At 63.5% G+C, this 19,973-nt stretch carries 26 protein-coding genes; 20 read left to right on the top strand and 6 right to left on the bottom strand.

The window, feature by feature from the left end; all coding sequences use genetic code 11:
• Nucleotides 1–29 precede the first annotated feature (29 nt).
• The 3 genes from bufA2 to AC3D24_RS07215 form a co-directional block, all read right to left on the bottom strand.
• Nucleotides 30–290, bottom strand: a complete 261-nt coding sequence (gene bufA2 / locus AC3D24_RS07205; protein WP_489029383.1) for a BufA2 family periplasmic bufferin-type metallophore — start codon at nucleotides 288–290, stop codon at nucleotides 30–32.
• An 81-nt stretch (nucleotides 291–371) separates the two neighbouring features.
• Complete coding sequence (locus tag AC3D24_RS07210; RefSeq protein ID WP_489029385.1) at nucleotides 372–1,013, bottom strand: DUF1109 domain-containing protein; 642 nt, start codon at nucleotides 1,011–1,013, stop codon at nucleotides 372–374.
• A complete protein-coding gene (locus AC3D24_RS07215) occupies nucleotides 1,010–1,549 on the bottom strand; it encodes a sigma-70 family RNA polymerase sigma factor (RefSeq protein ID WP_489029387.1) in 540 nt (179 codons plus the stop codon). The genes AC3D24_RS07210 and AC3D24_RS07215 overlap by 4 nt, the downstream gene beginning before the upstream one ends.
• A gap of 218 nt (nucleotides 1,550–1,767) precedes the next feature.
• Between AC3D24_RS07215 and AC3D24_RS07220 the strand changes: the two genes are divergently transcribed.
• Together AC3D24_RS07220 and AC3D24_RS07225 are read left to right on the top strand one after the other, a co-directional pair.
• Nucleotides 1,768–2,034, top strand: a complete 267-nt coding sequence (locus AC3D24_RS07220) for a BufA1 family periplasmic bufferin-type metallophore (protein WP_489029389.1) — start codon at nucleotides 1,768–1,770, stop codon at nucleotides 2,032–2,034.
• Nucleotides 2,035–2,087: 53 nt separating this feature from the next.
• Nucleotides 2,088–2,573, top strand: coding sequence for a DoxX family protein (locus AC3D24_RS07225; RefSeq protein ID WP_489029391.1), 486 nt, complete (start codon nucleotides 2,088–2,090; stop codon nucleotides 2,571–2,573).
• A gap of 24 nt (nucleotides 2,574–2,597) precedes the next feature.
• Here the strand turns inward: AC3D24_RS07225 and AC3D24_RS07230 are convergent, their stop codons facing one another.
• Nucleotides 2,598–3,023: an SRPBCC domain-containing protein gene (locus AC3D24_RS07230; RefSeq protein WP_489029393.1), complete on the bottom strand. Its 426-nt coding sequence runs from the start codon at nucleotides 3,021–3,023 to the stop codon at nucleotides 2,598–2,600.
• A 478-nt stretch (nucleotides 3,024–3,501) separates the two neighbouring features.
• Between AC3D24_RS07230 and AC3D24_RS07235 the strand changes: the two genes are divergently transcribed.
• From AC3D24_RS07235 to AC3D24_RS07295, 13 genes are all read left to right on the top strand, one after another.
• Entirely contained in the window at nucleotides 3,502–4,749 is a 1,248-nt protein-coding gene (locus AC3D24_RS07235) for a DUF2254 domain-containing protein (RefSeq protein ID WP_489029395.1), read from the top strand.
• 193 nt (nucleotides 4,750–4,942) lie between these two features.
• A complete protein-coding gene (gene nhaA, locus AC3D24_RS07240; RefSeq protein ID WP_489029397.1) occupies nucleotides 4,943–6,109 on the top strand; it encodes a Na+/H+ antiporter NhaA in 1,167 nt (388 codons plus the stop codon).
• 114 nt (nucleotides 6,110–6,223) lie between these two features.
• Nucleotides 6,224–6,475 (top strand): GCG_CRPN prefix-to-repeats domain-containing protein, encoded by a 252-nt coding sequence (locus AC3D24_RS07245; protein ID WP_489029399.1) that lies wholly within the window; start codon nucleotides 6,224–6,226, stop codon nucleotides 6,473–6,475.
• 102 nt (nucleotides 6,476–6,577) lie between these two features.
• Nucleotides 6,578–7,006 carry an EF-hand domain-containing protein gene (locus tag AC3D24_RS07250; protein WP_489029401.1) on the top strand — a complete coding sequence of 143 codons (429 nt, stop codon included), beginning with the start codon at nucleotides 6,578–6,580 and terminating at the stop codon, nucleotides 7,004–7,006.
• A gap of 38 nt (nucleotides 7,007–7,044) precedes the next feature.
• The gene (locus AC3D24_RS07255; RefSeq protein ID WP_489029403.1) at nucleotides 7,045–7,602 is read left to right on the top strand and encodes an RNA polymerase sigma factor; all 558 of its coding nucleotides are present in this window, start codon (nucleotides 7,045–7,047) and stop codon (nucleotides 7,600–7,602) included.
• A complete protein-coding gene (locus tag AC3D24_RS07260) occupies nucleotides 7,595–7,996 on the top strand; it encodes a hypothetical protein (RefSeq protein WP_489029405.1) in 402 nt (133 codons plus the stop codon). The genes AC3D24_RS07255 and AC3D24_RS07260 overlap by 8 nt, the downstream gene beginning before the upstream one ends.
• 3 nt (nucleotides 7,997–7,999) lie before the next feature.
• A complete protein-coding gene (locus AC3D24_RS07265; RefSeq protein WP_489029407.1) occupies nucleotides 8,000–8,446 on the top strand; it encodes a periplasmic heavy metal sensor in 447 nt (148 codons plus the stop codon).
• A gap of 42 nt (nucleotides 8,447–8,488) precedes the next feature.
• Complete coding sequence (locus tag AC3D24_RS07270) at nucleotides 8,489–9,946, top strand: DUF1800 domain-containing protein (RefSeq protein WP_489029408.1); 1,458 nt, start codon at nucleotides 8,489–8,491, stop codon at nucleotides 9,944–9,946.
• Between the two features lie 4 nt (nucleotides 9,947–9,950).
• Nucleotides 9,951–11,096 carry a DUF1501 domain-containing protein gene (locus AC3D24_RS07275; protein ID WP_489029409.1) on the top strand — a complete coding sequence of 382 codons (1,146 nt, stop codon included), beginning with the start codon at nucleotides 9,951–9,953 and terminating at the stop codon, nucleotides 11,094–11,096.
• Nucleotides 11,097–11,345: 249 nt separating this feature from the next.
• Nucleotides 11,346–12,119, top strand: coding sequence for an SDR family NAD(P)-dependent oxidoreductase (locus AC3D24_RS07280; RefSeq protein ID WP_489029411.1), 774 nt, complete (start codon nucleotides 11,346–11,348; stop codon nucleotides 12,117–12,119).
• Complete coding sequence (locus AC3D24_RS07285; protein ID WP_489029412.1) at nucleotides 12,116–12,763, top strand: hypothetical protein; 648 nt, start codon at nucleotides 12,116–12,118, stop codon at nucleotides 12,761–12,763. Before AC3D24_RS07280 ends, AC3D24_RS07285 begins: the two co-directional genes overlap by 4 nt.
• On the top strand, nucleotides 12,763–13,011 hold the full coding sequence (locus AC3D24_RS07290; RefSeq protein WP_489029414.1) for a hypothetical protein: 249 nt from the start codon (nucleotides 12,763–12,765) through the stop codon (nucleotides 13,009–13,011). The genes AC3D24_RS07285 and AC3D24_RS07290 overlap by 1 nt, the downstream gene beginning before the upstream one ends.
• Before the next feature lie 460 nt (nucleotides 13,012–13,471).
• A complete protein-coding gene (locus tag AC3D24_RS07295; RefSeq protein WP_489029415.1) occupies nucleotides 13,472–13,828 on the top strand; it encodes a hypothetical protein in 357 nt (118 codons plus the stop codon).
• A gap of 290 nt (nucleotides 13,829–14,118) precedes the next feature.
• Here AC3D24_RS07295 and AC3D24_RS07300 read toward each other — a convergent pair whose 3' ends face one another.
• On the bottom strand, nucleotides 14,119–14,895 hold the full coding sequence (locus AC3D24_RS07300) for a Crp/Fnr family transcriptional regulator (protein ID WP_489029417.1): 777 nt from the start codon (nucleotides 14,893–14,895) through the stop codon (nucleotides 14,119–14,121).
• Between the two features lie 243 nt (nucleotides 14,896–15,138).
• Between AC3D24_RS07300 and tnpA the strand changes: the two genes are divergently transcribed.
• The 5 genes from tnpA (at nucleotide 15,139) to AC3D24_RS07325 (ending at nucleotide 18,869) form a co-directional block, all read left to right on the top strand.
• Nucleotides 15,139–15,486 (top strand): IS66-like element accessory protein TnpA, encoded by a 348-nt coding sequence (gene tnpA, locus AC3D24_RS07305; RefSeq protein WP_489029419.1) that lies wholly within the window; start codon nucleotides 15,139–15,141, stop codon nucleotides 15,484–15,486.
• Complete coding sequence (gene tnpB, locus AC3D24_RS07310; protein ID WP_489029421.1) at nucleotides 15,483–15,830, top strand: IS66 family insertion sequence element accessory protein TnpB; 348 nt, start codon at nucleotides 15,483–15,485, stop codon at nucleotides 15,828–15,830. Before tnpA ends, tnpB begins: the two co-directional genes overlap by 4 nt.
• A 76-nt stretch (nucleotides 15,831–15,906) precedes the next feature.
• Nucleotides 15,907–17,556: an IS66 family transposase gene (gene tnpC / locus AC3D24_RS07315; RefSeq protein ID WP_489029423.1), complete on the top strand. Its 1,650-nt coding sequence runs from the start codon at nucleotides 15,907–15,909 to the stop codon at nucleotides 17,554–17,556.
• Nucleotides 17,557–17,606: 50 nt separating this feature from the next.
• Complete coding sequence (locus AC3D24_RS07320) at nucleotides 17,607–17,789, top strand: hypothetical protein (RefSeq protein WP_489029425.1); 183 nt, start codon at nucleotides 17,607–17,609, stop codon at nucleotides 17,787–17,789.
• 240 nt (nucleotides 17,790–18,029) lie between these two features.
• Nucleotides 18,030–18,869, top strand: a complete 840-nt coding sequence (locus tag AC3D24_RS07325) for a sensor histidine kinase (protein ID WP_489029426.1) — start codon at nucleotides 18,030–18,032, stop codon at nucleotides 18,867–18,869.
• On the opposite strand, the gene AC3D24_RS07330 is transcribed toward AC3D24_RS07325, so the two are convergent.
• Nucleotides 18,866–19,638, bottom strand: a protein-coding gene (locus AC3D24_RS07330) for an IS5 family transposase (protein ID WP_489033094.1) whose coding sequence is annotated in 2 segments (ribosomal slippage) — nucleotides 18,866–19,300 and nucleotides 19,303–19,638 — 771 coding nt in all. Because the reading frame shifts where the segments join, the coding sequence is not laid out codon by codon here. The genes AC3D24_RS07325 and AC3D24_RS07330 overlap by 4 nt on opposite strands.
• Nucleotides 19,639–19,973: the final 335 nt, after the last annotated feature.

Consider the following 19,973-nt stretch of genomic DNA (forward strand, 5'->3'; position numbering starts at 1 on the left):
CCGCTTGCGCGGACCGGGCCCAGCGTCGGTCAATTCGGCGCGGTCAGGCTGCCGCCGCCGCTCTTGCAGCCCTTGGCGCTCATTTCCTTGAAGCCCTGCCCCTTGCAGTCGTTCTGACCCTTGCAATCGTTCTTCGCGGTCTTGCAGTCGGACGTGCCCTTGCACGTGTTGACGCCATAGCAATGGACCTTGGCGCCGCCCTTGGCGATCGCTGCGGTTGGCGCCGTCGCGCTGATGGCGATGACTGCGGCGGCGGCGGCGAAGCTTACGCCGTTACGAATGGTGATCATCGAAAAGTCTCCCTGAGGATATCGCCTGAATGGCGCCTCCAGTTCGCCGCGATCCCCGTATTGGTTACGCCACGCTCGAAATTACCAGCGCAGCAGGCGCGGCCCGACCACGGCGCCGAGCGACGCGGCAAGCAAGATGCCGAGCGAATACCAGGTCAGCACGAAAATCGCCGACACTTCGGGACAATGCAGGCAATAGACCGTCGCCGCGAATGCACCCGCGGCAAGTCCCGCGGCGGCACCGGCTGCGCGCAGCCGGGTCGGTGCCATCTGTCGAAACGACCAGAGCAAGCCGACGAAGATCGGCATCGCGAGCGCCAGCACCAGCCACGGGCATTTCGTCCAGGTATGGCCAAGCCACATCGCGAGCCACTCGCTTCGCGGCGTCGTGATCAACTCTCCTATCCCGAGTGCGGCCAGCGCGAGCACGGGCAACGCGATCAGCCAAAGCCGCCGCAGACTGCCCGGATCGGGTCGAGCGAGGCGTGCGGTGGCATAGATCGCGCCTGCTGACAGCGAGATGGTATAGCCCCATTTCATCCAGAAGGCCGGCCCCTGCATCGCCAGCCAAAGATCGGGACGGAAGCCGAGCGTCACCGAGATCAGCAGGATCGACACCATCACGCCACCGATCACGCCGAGCGCGAGCCGCAAACCGACCGCGTGACGCCCGACTGGCCGCACCTCGTTACTCAGCGAAGCGATCAGATCGTCGGTATTCATAAGCGTTGCCCTGCGATGCGGGCGGCAAGCGCCTTCAGTCCGCGATGGACCGACACCTTCACATCGGATTCGCCGATCCCGGCGGCGGTCGCGGCCTCCGCGACGCTTGCCCCGTCGATCCGGGTGGCGCGGATCGCGCGCGCCTGCTTGGCCGGCAAGGTCGACAGCAGATCGTCGATATCCATCCGCGCGATGCTGGACTCCTCGAATCCTTCAGCGACCAGCATGTCCTCCAGCCCCTCGATCGGCACGGTTCGCCGGTTGCGGCGGAACTGGTCGATCATCTTGTAGCGCGCGATCGCGAACAGCCATGCGGCAAAGACGCGATCGCGATCATAGGTCCCGCGGCGGGTGTGTACGGCGATCAGCGTTTCCTGCACGAGGTCCTCGATATCGTCAGCGCCAGCGGACATGCGCCGGCGATAGAAGCTTCGGAGCAACGGCACGAGCGCGCGGAGCAGAGACGCATGCGCGGCGGCGTCGCCGTCGAGGCCACCGATCATCCACGCCCGCAACTGATCTTCGTTCGCTCGCATTCGCGCTCCCCGGCAGGAAGTTCGACGGCCTTGTCCGGAAGGTTACACCATTGATGGCGATCACATAAAAAAGTCCGGCGTAACTGCCCGTGTAACCAAGCGCACGGTGTCCGCGAACCGGCATCGTGATCGGCATGACGCCCCCCGCCGATCACCGCGAGGCCCGACCAGTCCCTCCGGTCGGGCCTCGCACCAGGGCCTCTTCAAGGACAACCGACATGCGCACCACCGCCACCATCGCCGCTTCGCTCGCCATCGCCACGCTCGGGGCCGGCGCCGCCACCGCGCAGGCCGCCAAGCCGATGGAGAAATGCTATGGCGTGTCCCAAGCGGGCAAGAACGACTGCAAGGCCGGTGCAGGCACCAGCTGCGCCGGCACTTCGAAGGTGAATTACCAGGGCAATGCATGGAAGCTGGTCAAGGCCGGCACGTGCACGACCACCAAGACGCCAAAGGGCTTCGGTTCACTCGCGCCCAAGGCCTGATGATGTCGCCGGACCGCCCCTGTTGCGGTCCGGCACCGACAAGGAAATCCACCATGACCGAGACGTTCCACCTGCGCATCGCCTGTCGGATGCGTCAGCTGATACCCGACGCGGCGCTCCTGTTGCTGGCCAGGCTCGGCATCGCCGCGGTTTTTCTGCAATCGGGCCGTACCAAGGTCGAGGGGCTGCTGACGCTGACCGACGGCACTTACGAGCTTTTCCGCACCGAGTACGCGCTGCCGCTGATCCCGCCTGTGATCGCCGCGCATGCCGCGACCTATTCCGAGCACCTTTTTCCGATCCTGCTGGTGCTCGGCCTCTTCACGCGACCAGCGGCGCTGGCGTTGCTCGGCATGACCGCGGTCATCGAGATATTCGTCTATCCCGATGCTTGGCCGACACACCTCTCCTGGGCAGCGCTGCTGCTTCCTCTAGTCGTACGTGGCGCAGGTGCATGGTCGCTCGATCGGCAACTATGGGCTCGGACGCACATGTCCCGGCAACGTTCTCCGTCGCGCAGGTTCGTCGCAATGCCGTGATGAATTTTCGAGGTCCCGGATGGCTCAACGCGCCGCGATCTGTTCCGCACGCTTCTTGAAGTTGGATAAGATCGCTTGCCAACCCTCGCGCTGCATCTCGACCGAGTTATCGGTCTCAGCATCGAAAGTCGTCTCGACCCGAGTTCCAGTGTCGGTGGGATAGAACGTGGTCCGGCACTGACGCCCGTCGCCGAGTTCCATCGCCAAGGCGCGCGGCGCGTCGACCTCAGTATAGATCGCTTCGAAATCGAAGCCGAAGCTGCCGTCCTTCGCCTCCATCCGCGCAGAATGCTTGCCACCCACCTGCAGATCGACGCTGGCCTTGGGGCAATGCCAATCGTCGTTTGCAAAGTTCCACTGCGTAATTTCGTTCGGGTCGGTGTAGGCCTGCCAAGCCCGTTTACCCGAGAGTGGAACCTCGGTTGCAACCGTGATCTTCTGCGCGGACATGCTTTACTCCTTCCAGCTTGCTTCGAGTATGCCAATCCGATCTCAATTCAGCTAGTATGTCATGTCCGGCGAGAAAGACTGATATGCTGAGCGGCGAAAAACCCAGTTCCAGACACTCAGGAACCCTTTGTCACTTCCCAACTTCCGTCGCTCGTTCATCTACACGAAATAGCCGTTTTGACTTTTGGTTACTCGCTGACGAGCGTCGCCGAAAAATTGCCGCTGGGCCACCGCATTGGTGATGTAGTCGAACGCGTTGGACCATGTGCGAGGCGATACGAGCGGGCGTTCACTGTGTGTGCACCACCCGAATGACAGACCATCGCGGTCGATCTATCGGTACGCAGAGCGCTTCCTGCCGCGGACGTACCTAATGGCATCGCATGAATTCGTCGGTTTGCTGATCCAATCGCAGCGCGACGGGTTTGTTAATCTCGCGTCATCTGCATCAAGCCGGTGCGGCGCGTTTGGGGATCATATGACGGGCAGCTATATGGCAGGACGTGGGCTCTATTTAGCAGGCCAGATCACGAAGAAGATCTGGTTTCGCGCGTCGTTGTTCAGTGTCGCCGCCGTTCTGACCGCGCTGGTCGCCGCGTGGATTGCGCCGTTGATACCGTATCAACTGAGCTTGCGCGTCGGCGGGAAGGCGGTCGACAACATCCTCACGATTCTTGCCTCCAGCATGCTGGCGGTGACGACATTCGCGGTGTCGGCCTCGGTGACCGCCTATGGATCTGCGACGAGCGCGGTCACCCCACGCGCGACGCAACTGCTGGTCGACGACCGGTTCACACAGAACGCGCTGTCGACGTTCGTGGGCACGTTCCTGTTCAGCATCGTCGGCATCATCGCGCTCGCGACCGGGCTCTACGGCGCAGAGGGCCGCGTCGTGCTGTTCTTCGCGACGATCGTCATCGTTGCGATCATAGCGATCACGTTGCTGCGCTGGATCCAGCATCTCTCGAGCTTCGGCCGGGTTCAGGATACCATCGAGCGGGTAGAGACGGTCGCCCGCCGCGCCATGCGATCCTGGGCGGAAGCCCCGCATCTAGGTGCGCAGCCGCCGATCGCGATCCCAGCCGCTGCCGTTCGCACAAGGACGATGCGGATAGGGTATATCGCGCATATCGACGTGGCAGGGCTTGCCCGGCTTGCTGACCGGCACGACCTCACGATCCATGTCGTCGCGCTGCCCGGCACGTTCGTCCACGCCGAACGGACACTGGCGCAGGTCGACGGCGCGATGGACGACGATCTCCACAAGGCGATCGACGACGCCTTTGCTGTTCTGCCAAACCGCGATTTCGAGCAGGATCCCCGGTTCGGACTGATGGTCCTCTCGGAGATCGCCTCGCGCGCGCTATCGCCAGCGGTCAACGATCCGGGGACCGCAATCCGCGTACTCGGTGCCGGCCACAGGGTGCTTGCCGATCTGGTCGATATCGAGATCGGATCAAACGCCGCCTGCCACCGACGCGTGCACGCGCCAGCGCTCGACGTCGCCGACCTTTTCGATGATTTCTTCCGACCGATCGCCCGCGACGGGGCGGCGTTAATCGAAGTTCAGCTCCGCCTTCAAGCGACGCTGGCGGGGCTTGCGGCACATGCGCCCCAGTCGTTCGGAACGATAGCGCGCCATCATGCCGAGGCCGCGATCGTCCGCGCCAGCGAAGCGATGGGTTTCGACGGCGATATCACGGTCCTTCGCGCCGAAAGTCTTTGAGGGTGGCCAGACGCCGTGCCGAGTTGGCTCCCGCGCTTTGTCATGCGATAGCGTGAGACGGGTGCTCTTCGGGATGACCGAGTAGCAGGCGTACACGCTGGTCGGGCCGCCAGCGATGACGCCCTCATGTCCGGAGATGCCGGTGCCCGATCTCAAAGACCCTTCCGCGCCGTTGGCAACGCTTGCAGCAACCATGAAGCGAATTCGCCCCCCGTCGGCGATGCGGGCCTTCCTGCACAGCGGTGCGGCGGGTGGCATTGTGCTGATGATCGCCGCGGCAGCCGCCATGATCGTGGCGAACAGCCCCGCCGCCGATCTGTATTTTTCGACGCTCGGCCTGCACGTCGGCCCGCTGTCCGTGCTCGACTGGATCGACGATGCGCTGATGGCGCTGTTCTTCATGCTTGTCGGCTTGGAGATCAAGCGCGAGCTGGTGGATGGCCATCTCTCGACCTGGGCGGACCGTGCGCTGCCGACGATCGCCGCCGCGAGCGGCATGGCGGTGCCGGCGATCATCTATCTTGCCATCACCGTCGGGACGCCTGGCCTGGCGCGCGGCTGGGCGATCCCCTCGGCAACCGATATCGCGTTTGCGATCGGGGTGATGGCGCTGCTGGGATCGCGGGTACCGGCATCGCTGAAGCTGTTCCTGACGACCGTCGCCATCGTCGACGACATGGGGGCGGTGGCGGTGATCGCGCTTGCCTACACGCGCGAGATCAGCGGCTTGGCGCTGCTCGCTGCGGGGATCGTGATGGCGGTGATGTTCGTGCTGAACCGCATCGGCGTCGCAAGGCTGTGGCCGTATATGGTGCTGGCAGTACTCCTGTGGATCGCGGTGTGGCTGTCAGGTATCCATGCGACGATCGCGGGAGTGCTCGCCGCCAGCCTCGTTCCGATCCGCCGCTCGCCGGGCGCGCCCGATTCGCAGGACTCACCGCTGCATCGCCTCGAGCACGGACTCCAGCCTTGGGTGGCCTTCGCGATCGTGCCGATCTTCGGCTTTGCCAATGCGGGCGTGTCGCTGACCGGGGTCGGCGCGGCGACGCTTCTGCTGCCCTTGCCGCTTGGGGTCGCTGCCGGACTGTTTTTCGGCAAGCAGATCGGCGTTTTCGGCGCGGTCTGGGCAGCCGCGCGCTTCCGGCTGGCAACGCGCCCTCGCGGTGCGTCGTGGTCGCAGGTCTATGGTACCGCCCTGCTCTGCGGGATCGGCTTCACGATGAGCCTGTTTATCGGCGGGCTGGCCTTCACCGATCCGACGCTGGTCGATAAGGTCAAGATCGGCATCCTGGCGGGATCCATCCTGTCGGCGCTGGCCGGGTACGGCGTTCTGCGGGCGAGCAGCAAAAGCCCGCGCTGATTCGATCAGCCGCACGATTGTAGGATCCCCGCGACGGAAAGTCGGCTGGTCCGCGTTGAAGGAGGACTCGGCGGCGATGCCATCGCGCCGGGCACTAGATGCAAGGAGAGTATCATGAGGAAAATCCTGCTTGCCGCGATCGCGGCGGGAACCGCGTTCACGGTGGTCGCGCCGGCGGAAGCGCGACAGGGCTGTGGAGTTGGCGCCCATCGTGGCCCCGGCGGCTATTGCCGGCCCAACCGTGGTCGCGTCGTCGTCGCCCCCCGGGCCCGGATCGGCGTGTTCTATCCCGGCCGCGGTTATTGGGATGGTCGTCGTTACTATGGCCACCGCTATCGCTGGCACGGCGGCTGGCGTTACCGCTAAGCACCGAGCGCCGCAGGGAAACCCCGGTATCCCTGCGGCCTTCTATGTGACCCATACGGGCCAAGCCGCGCACTCGCGCGGCTGGCCAGGAAGGCAATCCGCATGACGATTGTATCGCTGACGATGCTGGGGCGCGGGGCACTGGCGATGGCCGTGCTGGCCCCTGCGACGGCCTGCGCGAAACCGGCCGATCAGGCCCCCTCGACCCGTGAAACCACCGCGACCAAGGGCGTGACCCTGTCGACCTTCGTTACCCGGCGCGAGAAGCGACTTATGGCCGGCGATACCGATGGCGACGGCAAGGTCAGCAGCGCCGAATTCCTCGCGGCGGCCAGGGCCGGCAAGGCGGATCCGGCCAAGCGGTTCGCCAAGCTCGATGCGAACAACGATGGTATGCTCGATACGGCGGAGATCGATGCGATGCTGACCCGGCGCTTCAAGCGGCTGGATACGAACGGCGACGGGATGCTCACAGCAGACGAGCGCGCCGCACGCCGGGACCCTAATGAAGGCAGCGAGGCGGAATCCTGACGATGGGCGGACCGGGATGGAGATAGGGTTTTGCGCGCTTGAGCGATCTGGATCCGGACTTGGGGATCATCGAGCGTATCGGTCGCGGCGACCCCGGCGCGACGCGGATGCTCGTGGCTGCAAAACTTCCCCGTATCCTGGGCCTGGCAACGCGGATGCTGCGCGACACCGGCGAGGCGGAGGATGTCACGCAGGACGCGTTCGTCCGTGTCTGGCGCAACGCCGGGGCGTGGCAACCGGGCCGTGCGCGGTTCGACACATGGCTGCATGTAGTCGTGCTCAACCTGTGTCGCGACCGGCTGCGCCGTCGCCGCGAGATCACGGGCGATGCGGTTTTGGACCAGGCAGACCCGACCCCGGATGCCGAAGCCGGACTGATCGCGGCGGAACGCGGCGACGCCGTCGCGACCGCGATCGGGGCGCTGCCGGACCGGCAACGCGAAGCGATCCTGCTGGTCCATTATCAGGATATGTCCGGTATGGAGGCGGCCTCGGCGCTGGATATCAGCGTGGAGGCGCTGGAGTCATTACTGGCGCGAGGGCGACGCACGTTGCGCGCGAAACTCGCCGAACCGCAGGAGCCGACGGATGACTGAACCCTTGACCGTTGCGCGCTTCCAGGAACTGGCCGACGCTTACGGCGGTGTCGTAGCGCGCTGGCCCGAGCAGTATCGTGGTGTGGCCACGGCGATGGCGTCGCGGCCCGACGCTCGCGACATCCTCGAAAGAGCCTCCGCCCTCGATGGCGTGCTCGATACGTGGCGGGTGCAACCGTCTGCGAGACCATTGCACGAACGCGTGATCGCCAGCGCACCGGTACCGTCTAGGACATTCATGGCGCGCGCGCGGCTTTGGTGGACGGGCGCGGGACTCGTGGCGGCACTTGCCGGCGCGACCGCAGGGACCGCCGCCGTCGCGATCACGGCCCCGGTCGACTCCAACTCCGACAGCGGCACGTCGTTCGGCGACGTGGCCGGATCGGAAACCTGAGCGATGAGCAAGCTTCGTATCGCCCTGATCATATCGGTCGTCCTGAACCTGTTCCTGGCCAGCGCCTTGATCGCCGGGCTCGTCTCGCTGCGGACCGGCGGACGGATGATCAACGCGGGTTCGCTGCGGATCGCCGGGGCCGAGTTGCCCAGCGCCGAGCGGCGGCCGTTCCGGATGGCGCTGCGCCAGGCGCGGCAGGCGATGCGGCCGACGGTCCTCGAGTCGCGTGCGGCAAAGGCGGCGGCGGCCACGCTGCTGCGTCAACCGTTAGTCAACCAGGCAGCCGTCGCCGCTGCGCTTGATCGTGCGCGGTCGGCCGACATGGCGGTCCGCGCCGCGGTCGAGCGGCGTGCGGTCGCGTATGCGGCGACCCTGCCGCCAGCCGACCGGGCGAAGCTTGCCGATGCGTTACAGCGGCGTGCCGTCAGGGTCAGACCGGCCGCTGACTGATCGTCGAGTCGGAAAGGGCGACGGAAAGAGGAGGCGACTGCGTTGAAGAGGCAGTGGATCACCACCGAGGGACGACCATTGCCTGCCCAGCCCCCTGCGCTTCAGCAATCCTACCTGTCGCCTGCCGCGATCGCGCTCAATCGCTTCGGCCTCGGCGCGCGGGCCGACGAGGTGGTTTCCGCCGATCCGCAGCGCTGGCTGATCGATCAGTTCGCCCGGTTCAACGTGCGGCCGGCGGGGTTTGCGGCACTGGACGACGCCGGGACCGTCGTGAAGCGGTACCACGAGGAACAGCAGGCCAACCGCCGTATGGAGAAACAGGACGGTGCGAGCGATCCCAAGGTCAATCTGAAGGCGGCGCGGCAGGATTTCCGCCAGGACGTGCAGGCGCTCTACCGCGCCGGTGTCCAGGCGCGCGCAGACAGTGCGCTGGCGACGGAAGCGCCGTTCGTCGAGCGCATGGTGCATTTCTGGTCAAACCATTTCTGCGTCTCGGTGGACACTCCACGCGTCACGGCGTTTGCGGGCGCGTTCGAGCGCGACGCGATCCGGTCGCATGTTCTGGGCAGCTTTGAAGACATGCTGCTGGCGGTCGAACGGCATCCGGCGATGCTGATCTACCTCAACCAGTTCCAGTCGATCGGCCCCGACAGTCCGGCCGCCGCGCGCAATCCCGATCGCAAGCGCGGCCTGAACGAAAACCTCGCGCGTGAGATCATGGAGTTGCACACGCTGGGCGTCCGCTCGGGCTATACGCAGGCCGACGTAACTGAGTTCGCCCGTGCGCTGACAGGCTGGACGGTCGACGGACTGGGGCGACGCATAACGGAAGGCGATCCCGATCGTTTCGTGTTCCGTCCCGGCCAGCACGAACCTGGCGCGCGGTCGATCATCGGCAAGCACTATGCGCAGGACGGCGAGGCGCAGGCCCGCGCGGCGCTGATCGATTTCGCGCTGGCGCCCGCGACGGCGACGCACATCGCCACCAAGATCGCGCGCCATTTCGCGGGCGACGATCCGCCGCCGATGATGGTCGCGCGGCTTGCAAACAGTTTCACACGCAGCAAGGGCGATCTGCCGACTGTGTACCGCACGCTGATCGCCTCACCCGAGGCGTGGGTTGCAAAGCCGACCAAGTTCAAGACGCCGTGGGAATGGACGGTTTCGTCGCTTCGCGGCCTCGGCCGTCGGCAGGTCGGCACCATGCAGATCGCCGCGCTCCAGACGCAGCTCGGACAGCGCGTCTGGAAGCCGGGCGCGCCCGCGGGCTGGAACGACATCGCGGCAAGCTGGGCGGGATCCGATGCGCTGCTGCGGCGCGTCGAGATCGCGCAACGGCTAGCGGCGCCGTTCAGTGAGAGCGTGGATGCACGTGCGTTGGCCCCCAGGATCATGCCTGGGTCGCTTGGCAATGCCACCGCTGACCAGATTGCCCGTTCCGAAAGCCGCGCAGGCGCCATCGCGCTGATGCTCGTCTCGCCCGATTTTCTCAGGAGATGATCCGATGATCGATCGCCGCCATTTCCTGTCGACCGCCGCCGTCGGTGCGGGCGCGCTGTTCGTCGCGCCCGGTCTGGCACTTGCGACCGTACCGACCGACCGCCGCTTTGTGTTCATCATCCAGCGCGGTGCGGCCGACGGTCTCGACATCCTTCGGCCGACCGGCGACCCGGCGTTCGCAGGCCTGCGCGAAAACCTAATCGGGGATGCTGCCGGCACGAAACTCGACGCGATGTTCACGCTCCACCCCGCGCTCGCGGAGGTCGGCAGGATGTACGGCCAAGAACAGGCGCTGTTCGTGCACGCGGTCGCCTCGCCCTACCGCGACCGGTCGCATTTCGACGGGCAGAACGTGCTTGAGACCGGCGGCGCGCAGCCCTATGCGGTGCGAGATGGCTGGCTCAACCGGCTGGTCGTGATGCTGCCGCGCGCCAGCAGCGAGGCGATTGCAATCGCGGCCACCGTGCCGACAGCGCTGCGCGGATCGGTGGAGGTCGCGTCGTTCGCGCCGTCCGCGCTGCCTCATGCCGCAGACGATTTGATGACGCGGGTCACCGCGCTCTACGCTACCGATCCGCAGCTGCATCCGGTCTGGTCGGCGGCGTTGGAAACCAAGGGCCTCGCCGCGGATACCGCCGCGGGGCAGGATCCGGCGAGCCTCGGCCGGCTCACCGCGAATTTCCTGACCAAGCCGAACGGTCCGCGCATCGCGATGCTCGAGACGCTGGGCTGGGATACGCATAACGGGCAGAAGGGGCGGCTGGCGAACCAGCTGAAGAACCTTGATGCGATGCTGGCGGCGATGCGCGATGGTCTTGGGGCGGCCTGGGCGACCACGACCGTCCTGGTCGCAACCGAGTTTGGCCGCACGGCGGCGGTCAACGGCACCGGCGGCACCGATCACGGCACCGGATCGGTCGCGATGCTGGTCGGCGGGGCGGTCAAGGGCGGCCGGGTGATCGCCGACTGGCCGGGGCTGGAGCCTGCCAAGCTTTATCAGGCACGTGATCTTCGGCCGACCGGCGCCCTCGATGCGCTGATCGCGGGCGCTGCGGCGGAAAGCTTGGCCCTCGATCCGGACCATGTCGGCCGCGGCTTGTTCGCTCAGGCGACACGCGAGCGGCCGATGTCCGGGCTGATCAGGATTTAATCGGGCAGAAATTAGGCAGAACGCGTTCTGCCCTCCGGCTTCTGGCTAGACCTAATCACGGCCATTGAAGCCTGAGCGACCGTCTTCCGAAACTGGACGTCCATTCATCGAGCTTGAATAGAGGCCTAGGTCACGACCGGCGCTGGTATGAACTGCGCGGCCTCGGCCCCCATCTACGACCCGGGTAGCGGCTGCCTTCATGGCAGCGAATTCATGCAACTGGTATGTCCTCCCGCCGGTTCAGCGGTGATGACCCTGTTCAACAATCAAATCGCGATAGTCACTGGCGGTGAGTCTGGAATTGGTGCCGCCTGCGCCAAGGCGCTCGGCGACGGTGGTGCCCGCGTCGTGATCACCTATTTCAAAGATGCGGGAGCGGCGCAGGCGGTCTGCGCGTCGATCGGCGGCGGCGATCGCGCGATCGCGGTCCAAGCCGATGTCGGTGACGAAGCGGCGGTCGAACGGTTGTTCGTGGCAGCTGAAAAGGCGTTCGGCACGGTCAGCCTGCTGGTCAATTCCGCCGGATTGAACATGAGCGGCGTGATGCTGGTCGACATGGAACTCGGGCAGTTCGACCGGGTCGTCCGTTCCGATCTTTATGGCCCGTTCCTGACCTGCCGTCGGCTAGTCCGCGCGCTCGAAGCGAAGAATGCCAGGGGCCGGATCGTGAACATATCGTCGATTCACGAACGCGCGCCGCGCCCGGGCGGGGTCGATTACGATTCTGCAAAGGGTGGCCTGTCGCAGTTGACCGCGACCTTGGCACTGGAACTGGCCCCCAAGGGTATCGCGGTGAACGGAGTCGCGCCGGGAATGATCCTGACGCCGATGAACCAGTCCGCGCTCGATCATCCGGACGAGCTCGCAGCGAAGGAGGCGGCGATCCCGTGGAAGCGCGCCGGGCGGCCCAACGAGGTCGCGGCGCTGGTCGCGTTTCTACTGTCGCCAGCGGCCGACTATATCACCGGTACCACCGTGACGATCGACGGCGCGCTATCGCTCACCGTGGCGCAGGGCGCATGACGATCACGTACGCAGTCGAGCAGCTCGACACCGTTACGATCTCCGCCGCGTCAGTGATCGAGGGCATGGACCTGATGAGTCCGTTCGTCTGGCAGGAAGGCGACCTGTACCGGATCATGGTGCGCGGCGTACCGCATCCGCTCGAGCCGCGTGATCCGACCGGGATCATCGCGCGCGGGGAGAGCCGCGACGGGCTGACCTTCATCATGGACCCGGGTCTTGCGATCACCCCTGGCCCTGGTGCGGAAGACCTGGGCGGCTGCGAGGATCCAACCGTTCTCATGGCTTGCCACGAGTATCTCGTCTATTACACCGGCGTCGATAAAGCGCGCACCCAAGGGTGCATGATCCTCGCCGCAGGTCCCGACCTTACCGCGCTGGTCAAGGAAGACCTGGTGCTCAAGGCACCGCCGGGCGAAGGCAATATCAAGGAAGCGACGCTCGCGCAGACCACGGCCGGGGACTGGCGCCTATTCTACGAATATGCCGCGCAGGGCGCGTCGCGGATCGGCATGGCGGGCGGCCCGACGCCGGAGGCCCGTGGACCGTGCTGCCCGATCCGTTCGGCATCCGCGCGGACAGCTGGGACAATTGGCATCTGTCGACCGGGCCGATCTGGCAGGCGGCGGGGCGGGATCCGGTGATGTTCTACAACGGCGCGACGCACGATGCGCGCTGGCGGATCGGCTGGATCAACTTCAGTCCCGATTTCGCGCGAGTGACAGGGCGTGGGCTCGAACCGCTGCTCGTGCCACCGCCCGCCTTGACGCGCGAGGCAACCGACATCGCGTTTGCAGCGTCGGCCGTGGCAGCGGGCAACCTGATAGCGCTTTATTATTCGCTGGAGGACCGGATGCTACGGCGAGCGTTAATTGGACGGTATGGCGGTTAGCGAAACCAATCGCCACGCCGCGGAACGGCGAGAAGGCTGACTTGGCAGGCAGCTAGACGGGTTGAGCGAGGTCGACATCATGCGGGTCGCGTGCAACCGGTTCTTCAAGATCGCCGACGAGCAGCTCGACCCATACCCAGACATTCGAGCGCCCTTTGCGGCTACCCAACTTCAGACATTCGTTCATCTTAATGCTTTTTGAGCTTATCCAAGACCTAGGCAGTCACCGTCAGACTGCCCTCGTCCATCGATCGCCAACGCGCCTCTCCCAAAATACTGCCGTCAAGTCCCAGTTTGATCCCATAAGGTAATGTGGGGTATCACACAGACTGCCAACGATATGTTGCGGATGGAGACAGGAAAGCTAAGCCGCTATCGACGACGGTCAGCACCCAACACAAGCTGTCCCGATTGCTCACGATGTTAACGTCAATTGACACGCTACGATTGAGGACCCGGCATGAAAGGCGACAATACTCGCGCCCATGAGGCAGAGCGCCTGCTATCCGAACGAGACCGTAGATACGACCTGTTTCCAAGCGAGATATTCGACGAGTTTGCGTGGAATATGCTCCTCCATTTGTTCGTCGCGCTCGAAAAAAACGAAACAATGTCGGAACCGAGATTGTGCGAACTGTCCCACGCAGGCCTAGCTGCCGGCCGGCGCTGGATTGCTCATCTCGTCAAAGACAAGCAAATCGAGGCTAGGTCAGACGGTGATGACGTGGTGCTGACAGGCGAAGCGGTCGACCGGCTGCGACGCTATCTGTCCAAGCCCTCGAGAGCCGAAATTGATGTCGATGACGAGACAGCCTAAAGTCCGTCGACGAATGCGCGTTTAATAGGCCTGTGTGCGGTCGCCATTGTCCGGAGTCGATTATGCCCTCCAATGCATCTGATACGTCGGACGAGACACTTTGCCTTGCAATCGCGCATGCCCTGCAACTCGCCGATGCAAGAGGCGATAGCTTGGTAGCTGCGCTGCTCGCACATGCCTTCGAAATTGCGAACTGTCGCAAGACGGACGACTAGCCGAAAATGGGCGACGGCTTTCGCCCTAACTAGTAGCAATCGTATTATTCAGACCACTATAATCAAGTCGTGAGTTTATTTGGGATCCCTATCAGGGTTCACGATATTCCGAGTGTTCGTAACAGCGTAGGATCGGCCTAGGGGTCCGATCAGGTGACGGTATTCAGCCTCTGGAACCCCATAGCTATCACCAGCCAACTCTTCCAGCGTCTCGCGATCACGAATTATCACGCGACCTCGCTTCGAGTAAATCATGCCGGCACCTTCGAGTATATGGAGGCTCACGGTCACTCCACTTCGTTCCGCCGCAATCATCATCCCAATAAAGTCATGCGTGAGCGCGATTTCATCGCCGTCGACGCGGTCATGGCACATGAGCAACCAACGAGCCAAACGGGACTCGATGCGGTGATAGGCATTTGTAGCGGTACTCTGCGCCGCTTGAACGAGCATAGACTGTACGTAGCGCAAAAGGGTTGTTCGAAGCGTTTCGCTCCGACGAACCGCCGCTAGATAAAGCTCGGCGTCGATCCGTAAGGCGGTACCGCCACCTACCTGAATGAAGGTCTGGTGCGGGCTTCGATCGCTACCCAATAACAGGCATGTCGCAGAAACCCCGTCGCGACCGAATATTCCCACCTCTGTCGGGCGACTGGGGGACATCGTAGCAACGATCGAAGCGACGCCAGCTTCAAGAAAATAGACATGTTCAATCGGCGCATTTGCCTTCACGAGCACGTCTTCGCGCTGAATGTCATGCCGCGTGAAATGTGGCTGCAATAATGCGAGATCATCCGCCGACAGCGCGCTTAGCAGAATGTTTTTGGTATAAACGGCATCTGGATGCGACATGATCGCCCCTCTTTTTGGGGCGAAAGTGCGTCGACTCTTTCAGCCGCCTGCGCCCTGAGAGTGGCAAGCGATCATGAGCCCCTACACGTTTTCACGGGGTAGAAACTTTACATATGAGAAGTGTGGGATAGACCACACTTCTCGTCTGCATCCGATGAGGGGCATCTGGCGGGTGACGGTCTGAGCTGAGATGTTAGCCACAGTGCAAGCACCGTGGTTTGCACCGTGGCTAGAGACGTGGCGATGACCCAGATCACTGTACTGTCCGGCGTTGAGCGGCGTCGCCATTGGAGCGACGAGCGCAAGCTTGCCCTCGTGGAGGCAGCCATTGTGCCGGGCGCGTCGGTTGCCACTATTGCGCGCGAAGCCGACGTCTCGCCGTCGGCGATCTACCGTTGGCGGCGCGAACTGTGCAGTAAGCTTGTGCAGCCGACTGGCTTTGCGGCCGTGGCCGTTCATGCGGATCCGCCCGAGATCGACCATGGCCCGTCCGACATGCTGGTCATCGAGATCCGCGGTGCGACCATCCGTGTGGCCTGCGGCGTGTCTGCGAACTTGCTGGTGGCAGCGTTGCGGGAACTTAAAGCGTGATTTCTGTTCCGAGCGGGGCACGGGTCTGGATAGCCACCGGCAAGACGGACATGCGCAAGGGGATGTCGTCGCTGGCGATGCAGATCCAGCAGGGGTTCGGACGCAACCCGCATGCCGGCGACCTCTATGTTTTCAGAGGTCGCCGCGGCGATCTGCTGAAGATTCTGTGGCACGATGGCCTCGGAATGTCGCTCTACGCAAAACGGCTGGAGCGCGGTCGGTTCACTTGGCCGGCGACATCTGACGGCGTCATTTCGATCTCGGCGGGGCAACTCGGTTTCCTGCTGGAAGGCATCGACTGGCGAAATCCACAATACACGTTCAGGCCCGAATTAGCCGGCTGAAATGCCCGGCTTTCCTAGGCTTTCGGCATCAAACGCCTCGACAAATCGGCGGTTTTCTGCTGTAAAATGAGCTTCGATGAACACCGGCATCGAGGCCCTTCCCGATGATATCGAAGCGCTCAAAGCGCTGCTGATCGCCGAGCGTCACACCGTCGTCATCGCTCGTGCAGCTCAACTCGAGGCCGAGGCACTCGCCGCCATCGCCCAGGCTCAGGTCGCCGATGCACACGCCATCATCGAAGATCTCAAGCTGCGCATCGCCAAGGTCCGCCAGGACAAATGGGGGCAGTCGTCCGAGCGGTACAGGCAGTTGCTCGACCAGCTTGAGATGCAACTCGAGGACGTTGTTGCCACTGCGACCGAGGATGAGCTCGCTGCTCAGATAGCGGTCGCCAAAGCCAGTGCGGCCGGCGTTCCCGTGGTGCCGTTCACCCGCAAGAAGCCGGCCCGCGCTCCGCTATCTGCCGATCTCCCCCGGCACCGCGTCGTCGTACCCGCGCCAGAGAGCTGTCCATGCTGCCACGGTGCGGATCTCAAGAAGATTGGCGAGACCATCACGGAGAGCCGCGAGGTCGTTCCCCGCCAGTGGATCGTCGTGCAGACGGTCCGCGAGAAGTTCATCTGCAAGGCCTGTGAAACCATCACGCAGCCGCCAGCGCCCTTCCACCCCATTCCGCGTGCATCCGCTGGCCCCAACCTGCTGGCGATGGTCCTGTTCAACAAGTTCGGCCTGCACCAGCCGCTCAACCGCCAGAGCGAGACCTATGCCGCCGAAGGCATGAGCATCAGCGTGTCGACGCTTGCCGACTATGTCGGCCACGGCACCGTCCTGCTGCGCGGCCTGGTCGATCTCATCGAGGCGCACATCCTCGCCGGCGAGCGCATCCACCATGACGATACGACCGTGCCGGTCATGGCGGCCGGCAAGACCATAACGGGCAGGATCTGGGCATCCGTTCGCGACGACCGCCCCTTTGGCGGCACCGACCCGCCCGCCGTCTGCTATTACTACACCCGCGACCGCACAGGCGCCCATCCGCAGCGACAGCTCGCTCGGTATGCCGGCATCCTGCAGGCGGACGCCTATGGCGGCTATGACGCGCTCTACGCTGCAGGTCGCAAACCAGGGCCTATCCTGGAAGCAGCGTGCTGGGCACACGCCCGTCGCCCGTTCTTCAAGGAAGCTCGCCTGAGCCGGACGCCGCTTGCGGTCGACATCGTCACCCGCATGGATGCGATCTTCGCGGCCGAGCGCGTGATCTGGGGGCGGAACGCAAGCGAACGGCTCGCCGCGCGGCAGGTCTACGTCGCCCCGCTCGTCGCCGACCTCGAGCAGATCCTGCGCCAGCAATATGGCCGCCTGTCGCGCAAGGGCGATCTGGCCAAGGCCATCAACTACATGCTGGCACGCTGGGCCAGCTTTGCCCGCTTCGTGTCTGACGGCAGGATCTGCATGACCAACAACGCGGCCGAACGCCGGGTGAGAACCGTCGCGGTCGGGCGCCGGAACTGGACCTTCTGCGGCTCTGACCGCGGCGGTGACCGTGCGGCCGCCATGTACACGCTGATCCAGACCTGCCGCCTCAACGATGTCGACCCGCATGCCTGGCTCCGCGATGTCATCGCGCAGATCTCCGACCATCCGCAGACACGGCTTCACGAGCTGTTGCCGTGGGAGTGGAAAGCTCGACAGCAGCGTCCCGAAGCCATCGCGCAAGCCGCCTAGCCGTGCCTGCGACAAGCCGCGTCTACACCCTGCGACACGCTGCCAGACTGTTGGGCGAGACCAAGGACACCGTCTCTGACGCGGCCATCAGCATGTTTCCCGAGGATGGCGCCATACAGGTCATCGACGACGATTTCGGCGACGAGGATTGGGCCCTGGCGTCCGCCTTCACTGATGAAGGTCTCGAGCACCTCCGATACATCATCGACGAAACCAGGCTCCACGGCTCGTAGCACCATCTGCGCCAACCTCGAGGGCGCTCACCGAATGCATACCACTTCTCCCGGGTCGCTTCAGTAATTTGGTCTTAAATGCGTAGCGAACCATATTGCCAAAGATCCTTGCCTATGAATGAATTCGCAAAATAATCAGCGCTTTGTTGTCTATCGCACAGTGACAGCAGGGCGGATGTTTCAGCTTCATAAAGTCGGTATGTCCCAAGCCGTATCAGGGCCGGGGCAAGGACGAATACTATGGAGACCGAACAATCGACCAGCGGTCCCGCCGACGCGCAGCTTGGCCTACTCCTTCAAGAAACGATTCATCGCGGTAGCAATGATCTCCAGATGGTGATTGGCTTGCTGGCACTACAAAGTCGGCGTGCGTCATCACAAGAGGCCCGACAGATACTCACAGAAGCTACGCAGCGCGTATCCATTCTGGCGCAAGCCCGAAGCGAGCTGTTTCGTAATAACCAGCCAACGCTGGCCCTTGCCCTACAGCAGGTGTGCACGGCGCTGCAGTCACAGGCTGAGCCTCGATCGATCCTCGTAGCGCTAAAGGTCGAACAGGACGCCGTTGCACTGTCCCCAACGCAAATCACGACGATTGCGCTGGTCGTGAATGAGCTTGCCACGAACGCGATCAAACACGCGTTTGAGGATGGCAAGAACGGCTACATTCTCGTCACGCAGAAGGCAGACGCTGAGGGAAATGTCGTCGTTCTGGTGAATGACGACGGCCTTCCTTTTCCAGACCCAGACAACCCCAAAAGGGGAGGCCTGGGAATGGAAATATCGGCTCGCCTGATGGCATCGATCGGCGGTCGGTTCGTTCGTCCACAATCGCGTGCCAAAGTGTTCGAATTGCATGTCAGCACGTCGATCTCGACTAAAAGCGAACCAGCGTCACGACCTCAGGTCGCACAGGCATCCGATCGCGAACAGCCCCTAGAAAGTCAAAATTTGATCTCGTTACATTCGGCAATACGATGGGCGCTTCATCTCGCTGGAGCACAAGGAGAAACCCTTACCGCCGCACTTCTAGAAGACATTTTGCATCTATCGGAAAGACGTCCCGCTGCGGCGGACTAGGCCACGTGGACAAAGGGCAGCCACAGCGTAACTGATGCGAGCGCGACGAAGCCGAGATATGACTCTGCTGTCTTGTCATAACGCGTTGCGACACGGCGCCAGTTCTTGAGCTTGCTGAACAAACGCTCGACGAGATTGCGCCAACGGTATTTCTCGCGATCATGCGGTATCGGTATGCGGCGGTTACTTTTGGTTGGAATGACCGCCTCGACATCCGCCCTGGCGAGTTCCTGGCGGATGGCATCAGCGTCATAGCCCTTATCGGCAAGCAGGGCCTCGATCCGGTCAGCCAGCATCCCGAACAAGGGCCCGAAGCCCTTCACGTCGTGGGCCTGGCCCGGCGTCAGGACGAAACATAGCGGTCGCCCCTGACCGTCACAGCGGGCGTGCAGCTTGGTTGTGAAGCCGCCTCGCGAACGGCCGAGCCCTTCGAATTCTTGATCCCTTTTTTTAGCCCGACGGCGCAGTGGTGCGCCCGGACTACGGTGCTGTCGATCATGTCGGCGCTGACATCCCGCTGGACGACAGCGGCCAGGGTCTCCAGCATGGCTTCGAACACGCCCGTCACGACCCAGCGACGATACCGCCGGAACACGCTGTTCCACTTGCCATATTCATCCGGCAAATGCCGCCATTGCGCGCCTGTCCGCGCCATCCACACCATGCCTTCGAAATAGGGCCGGTTGTCTCCCGCGGGTCGGCAGCCACGTCCTCGCTCCGACGGCAGCAGGGGCCCGATCAGAGCCCACTCATCATCCGAAACCCCAATCCGCTCGCCCAACGCCGCCTCCAAAAGACAGCCTTGAATCAACCGATCAGATGCGCGTCAACCTTTGTCCACGTGGCCTAGTGTGCGGCTGCTCGTTGTATGTGATGTCATGATCGTTGTCGTCGAAGGAATCAGCTCGAGTGGTAAAAGCACTTGATGCGCCCGGCATGGCGGCTGGCATGTCGTTCCAGAGAACGGCAGACTTACTGAAGCGTCCGATCGGGTCGACGATCCCGTGGAGGCCACTGCATTTTGGGCGGAGGGGTCAGTCCTAAATGGCCTGAAGTGGGACTAAGCCGTCGTTCGCTCGGGCTTCGCCGAACGTCGGCTTCAGC

Source organism: Sphingomonas sp. SL1004 (genome assembly GCF_057815015.1).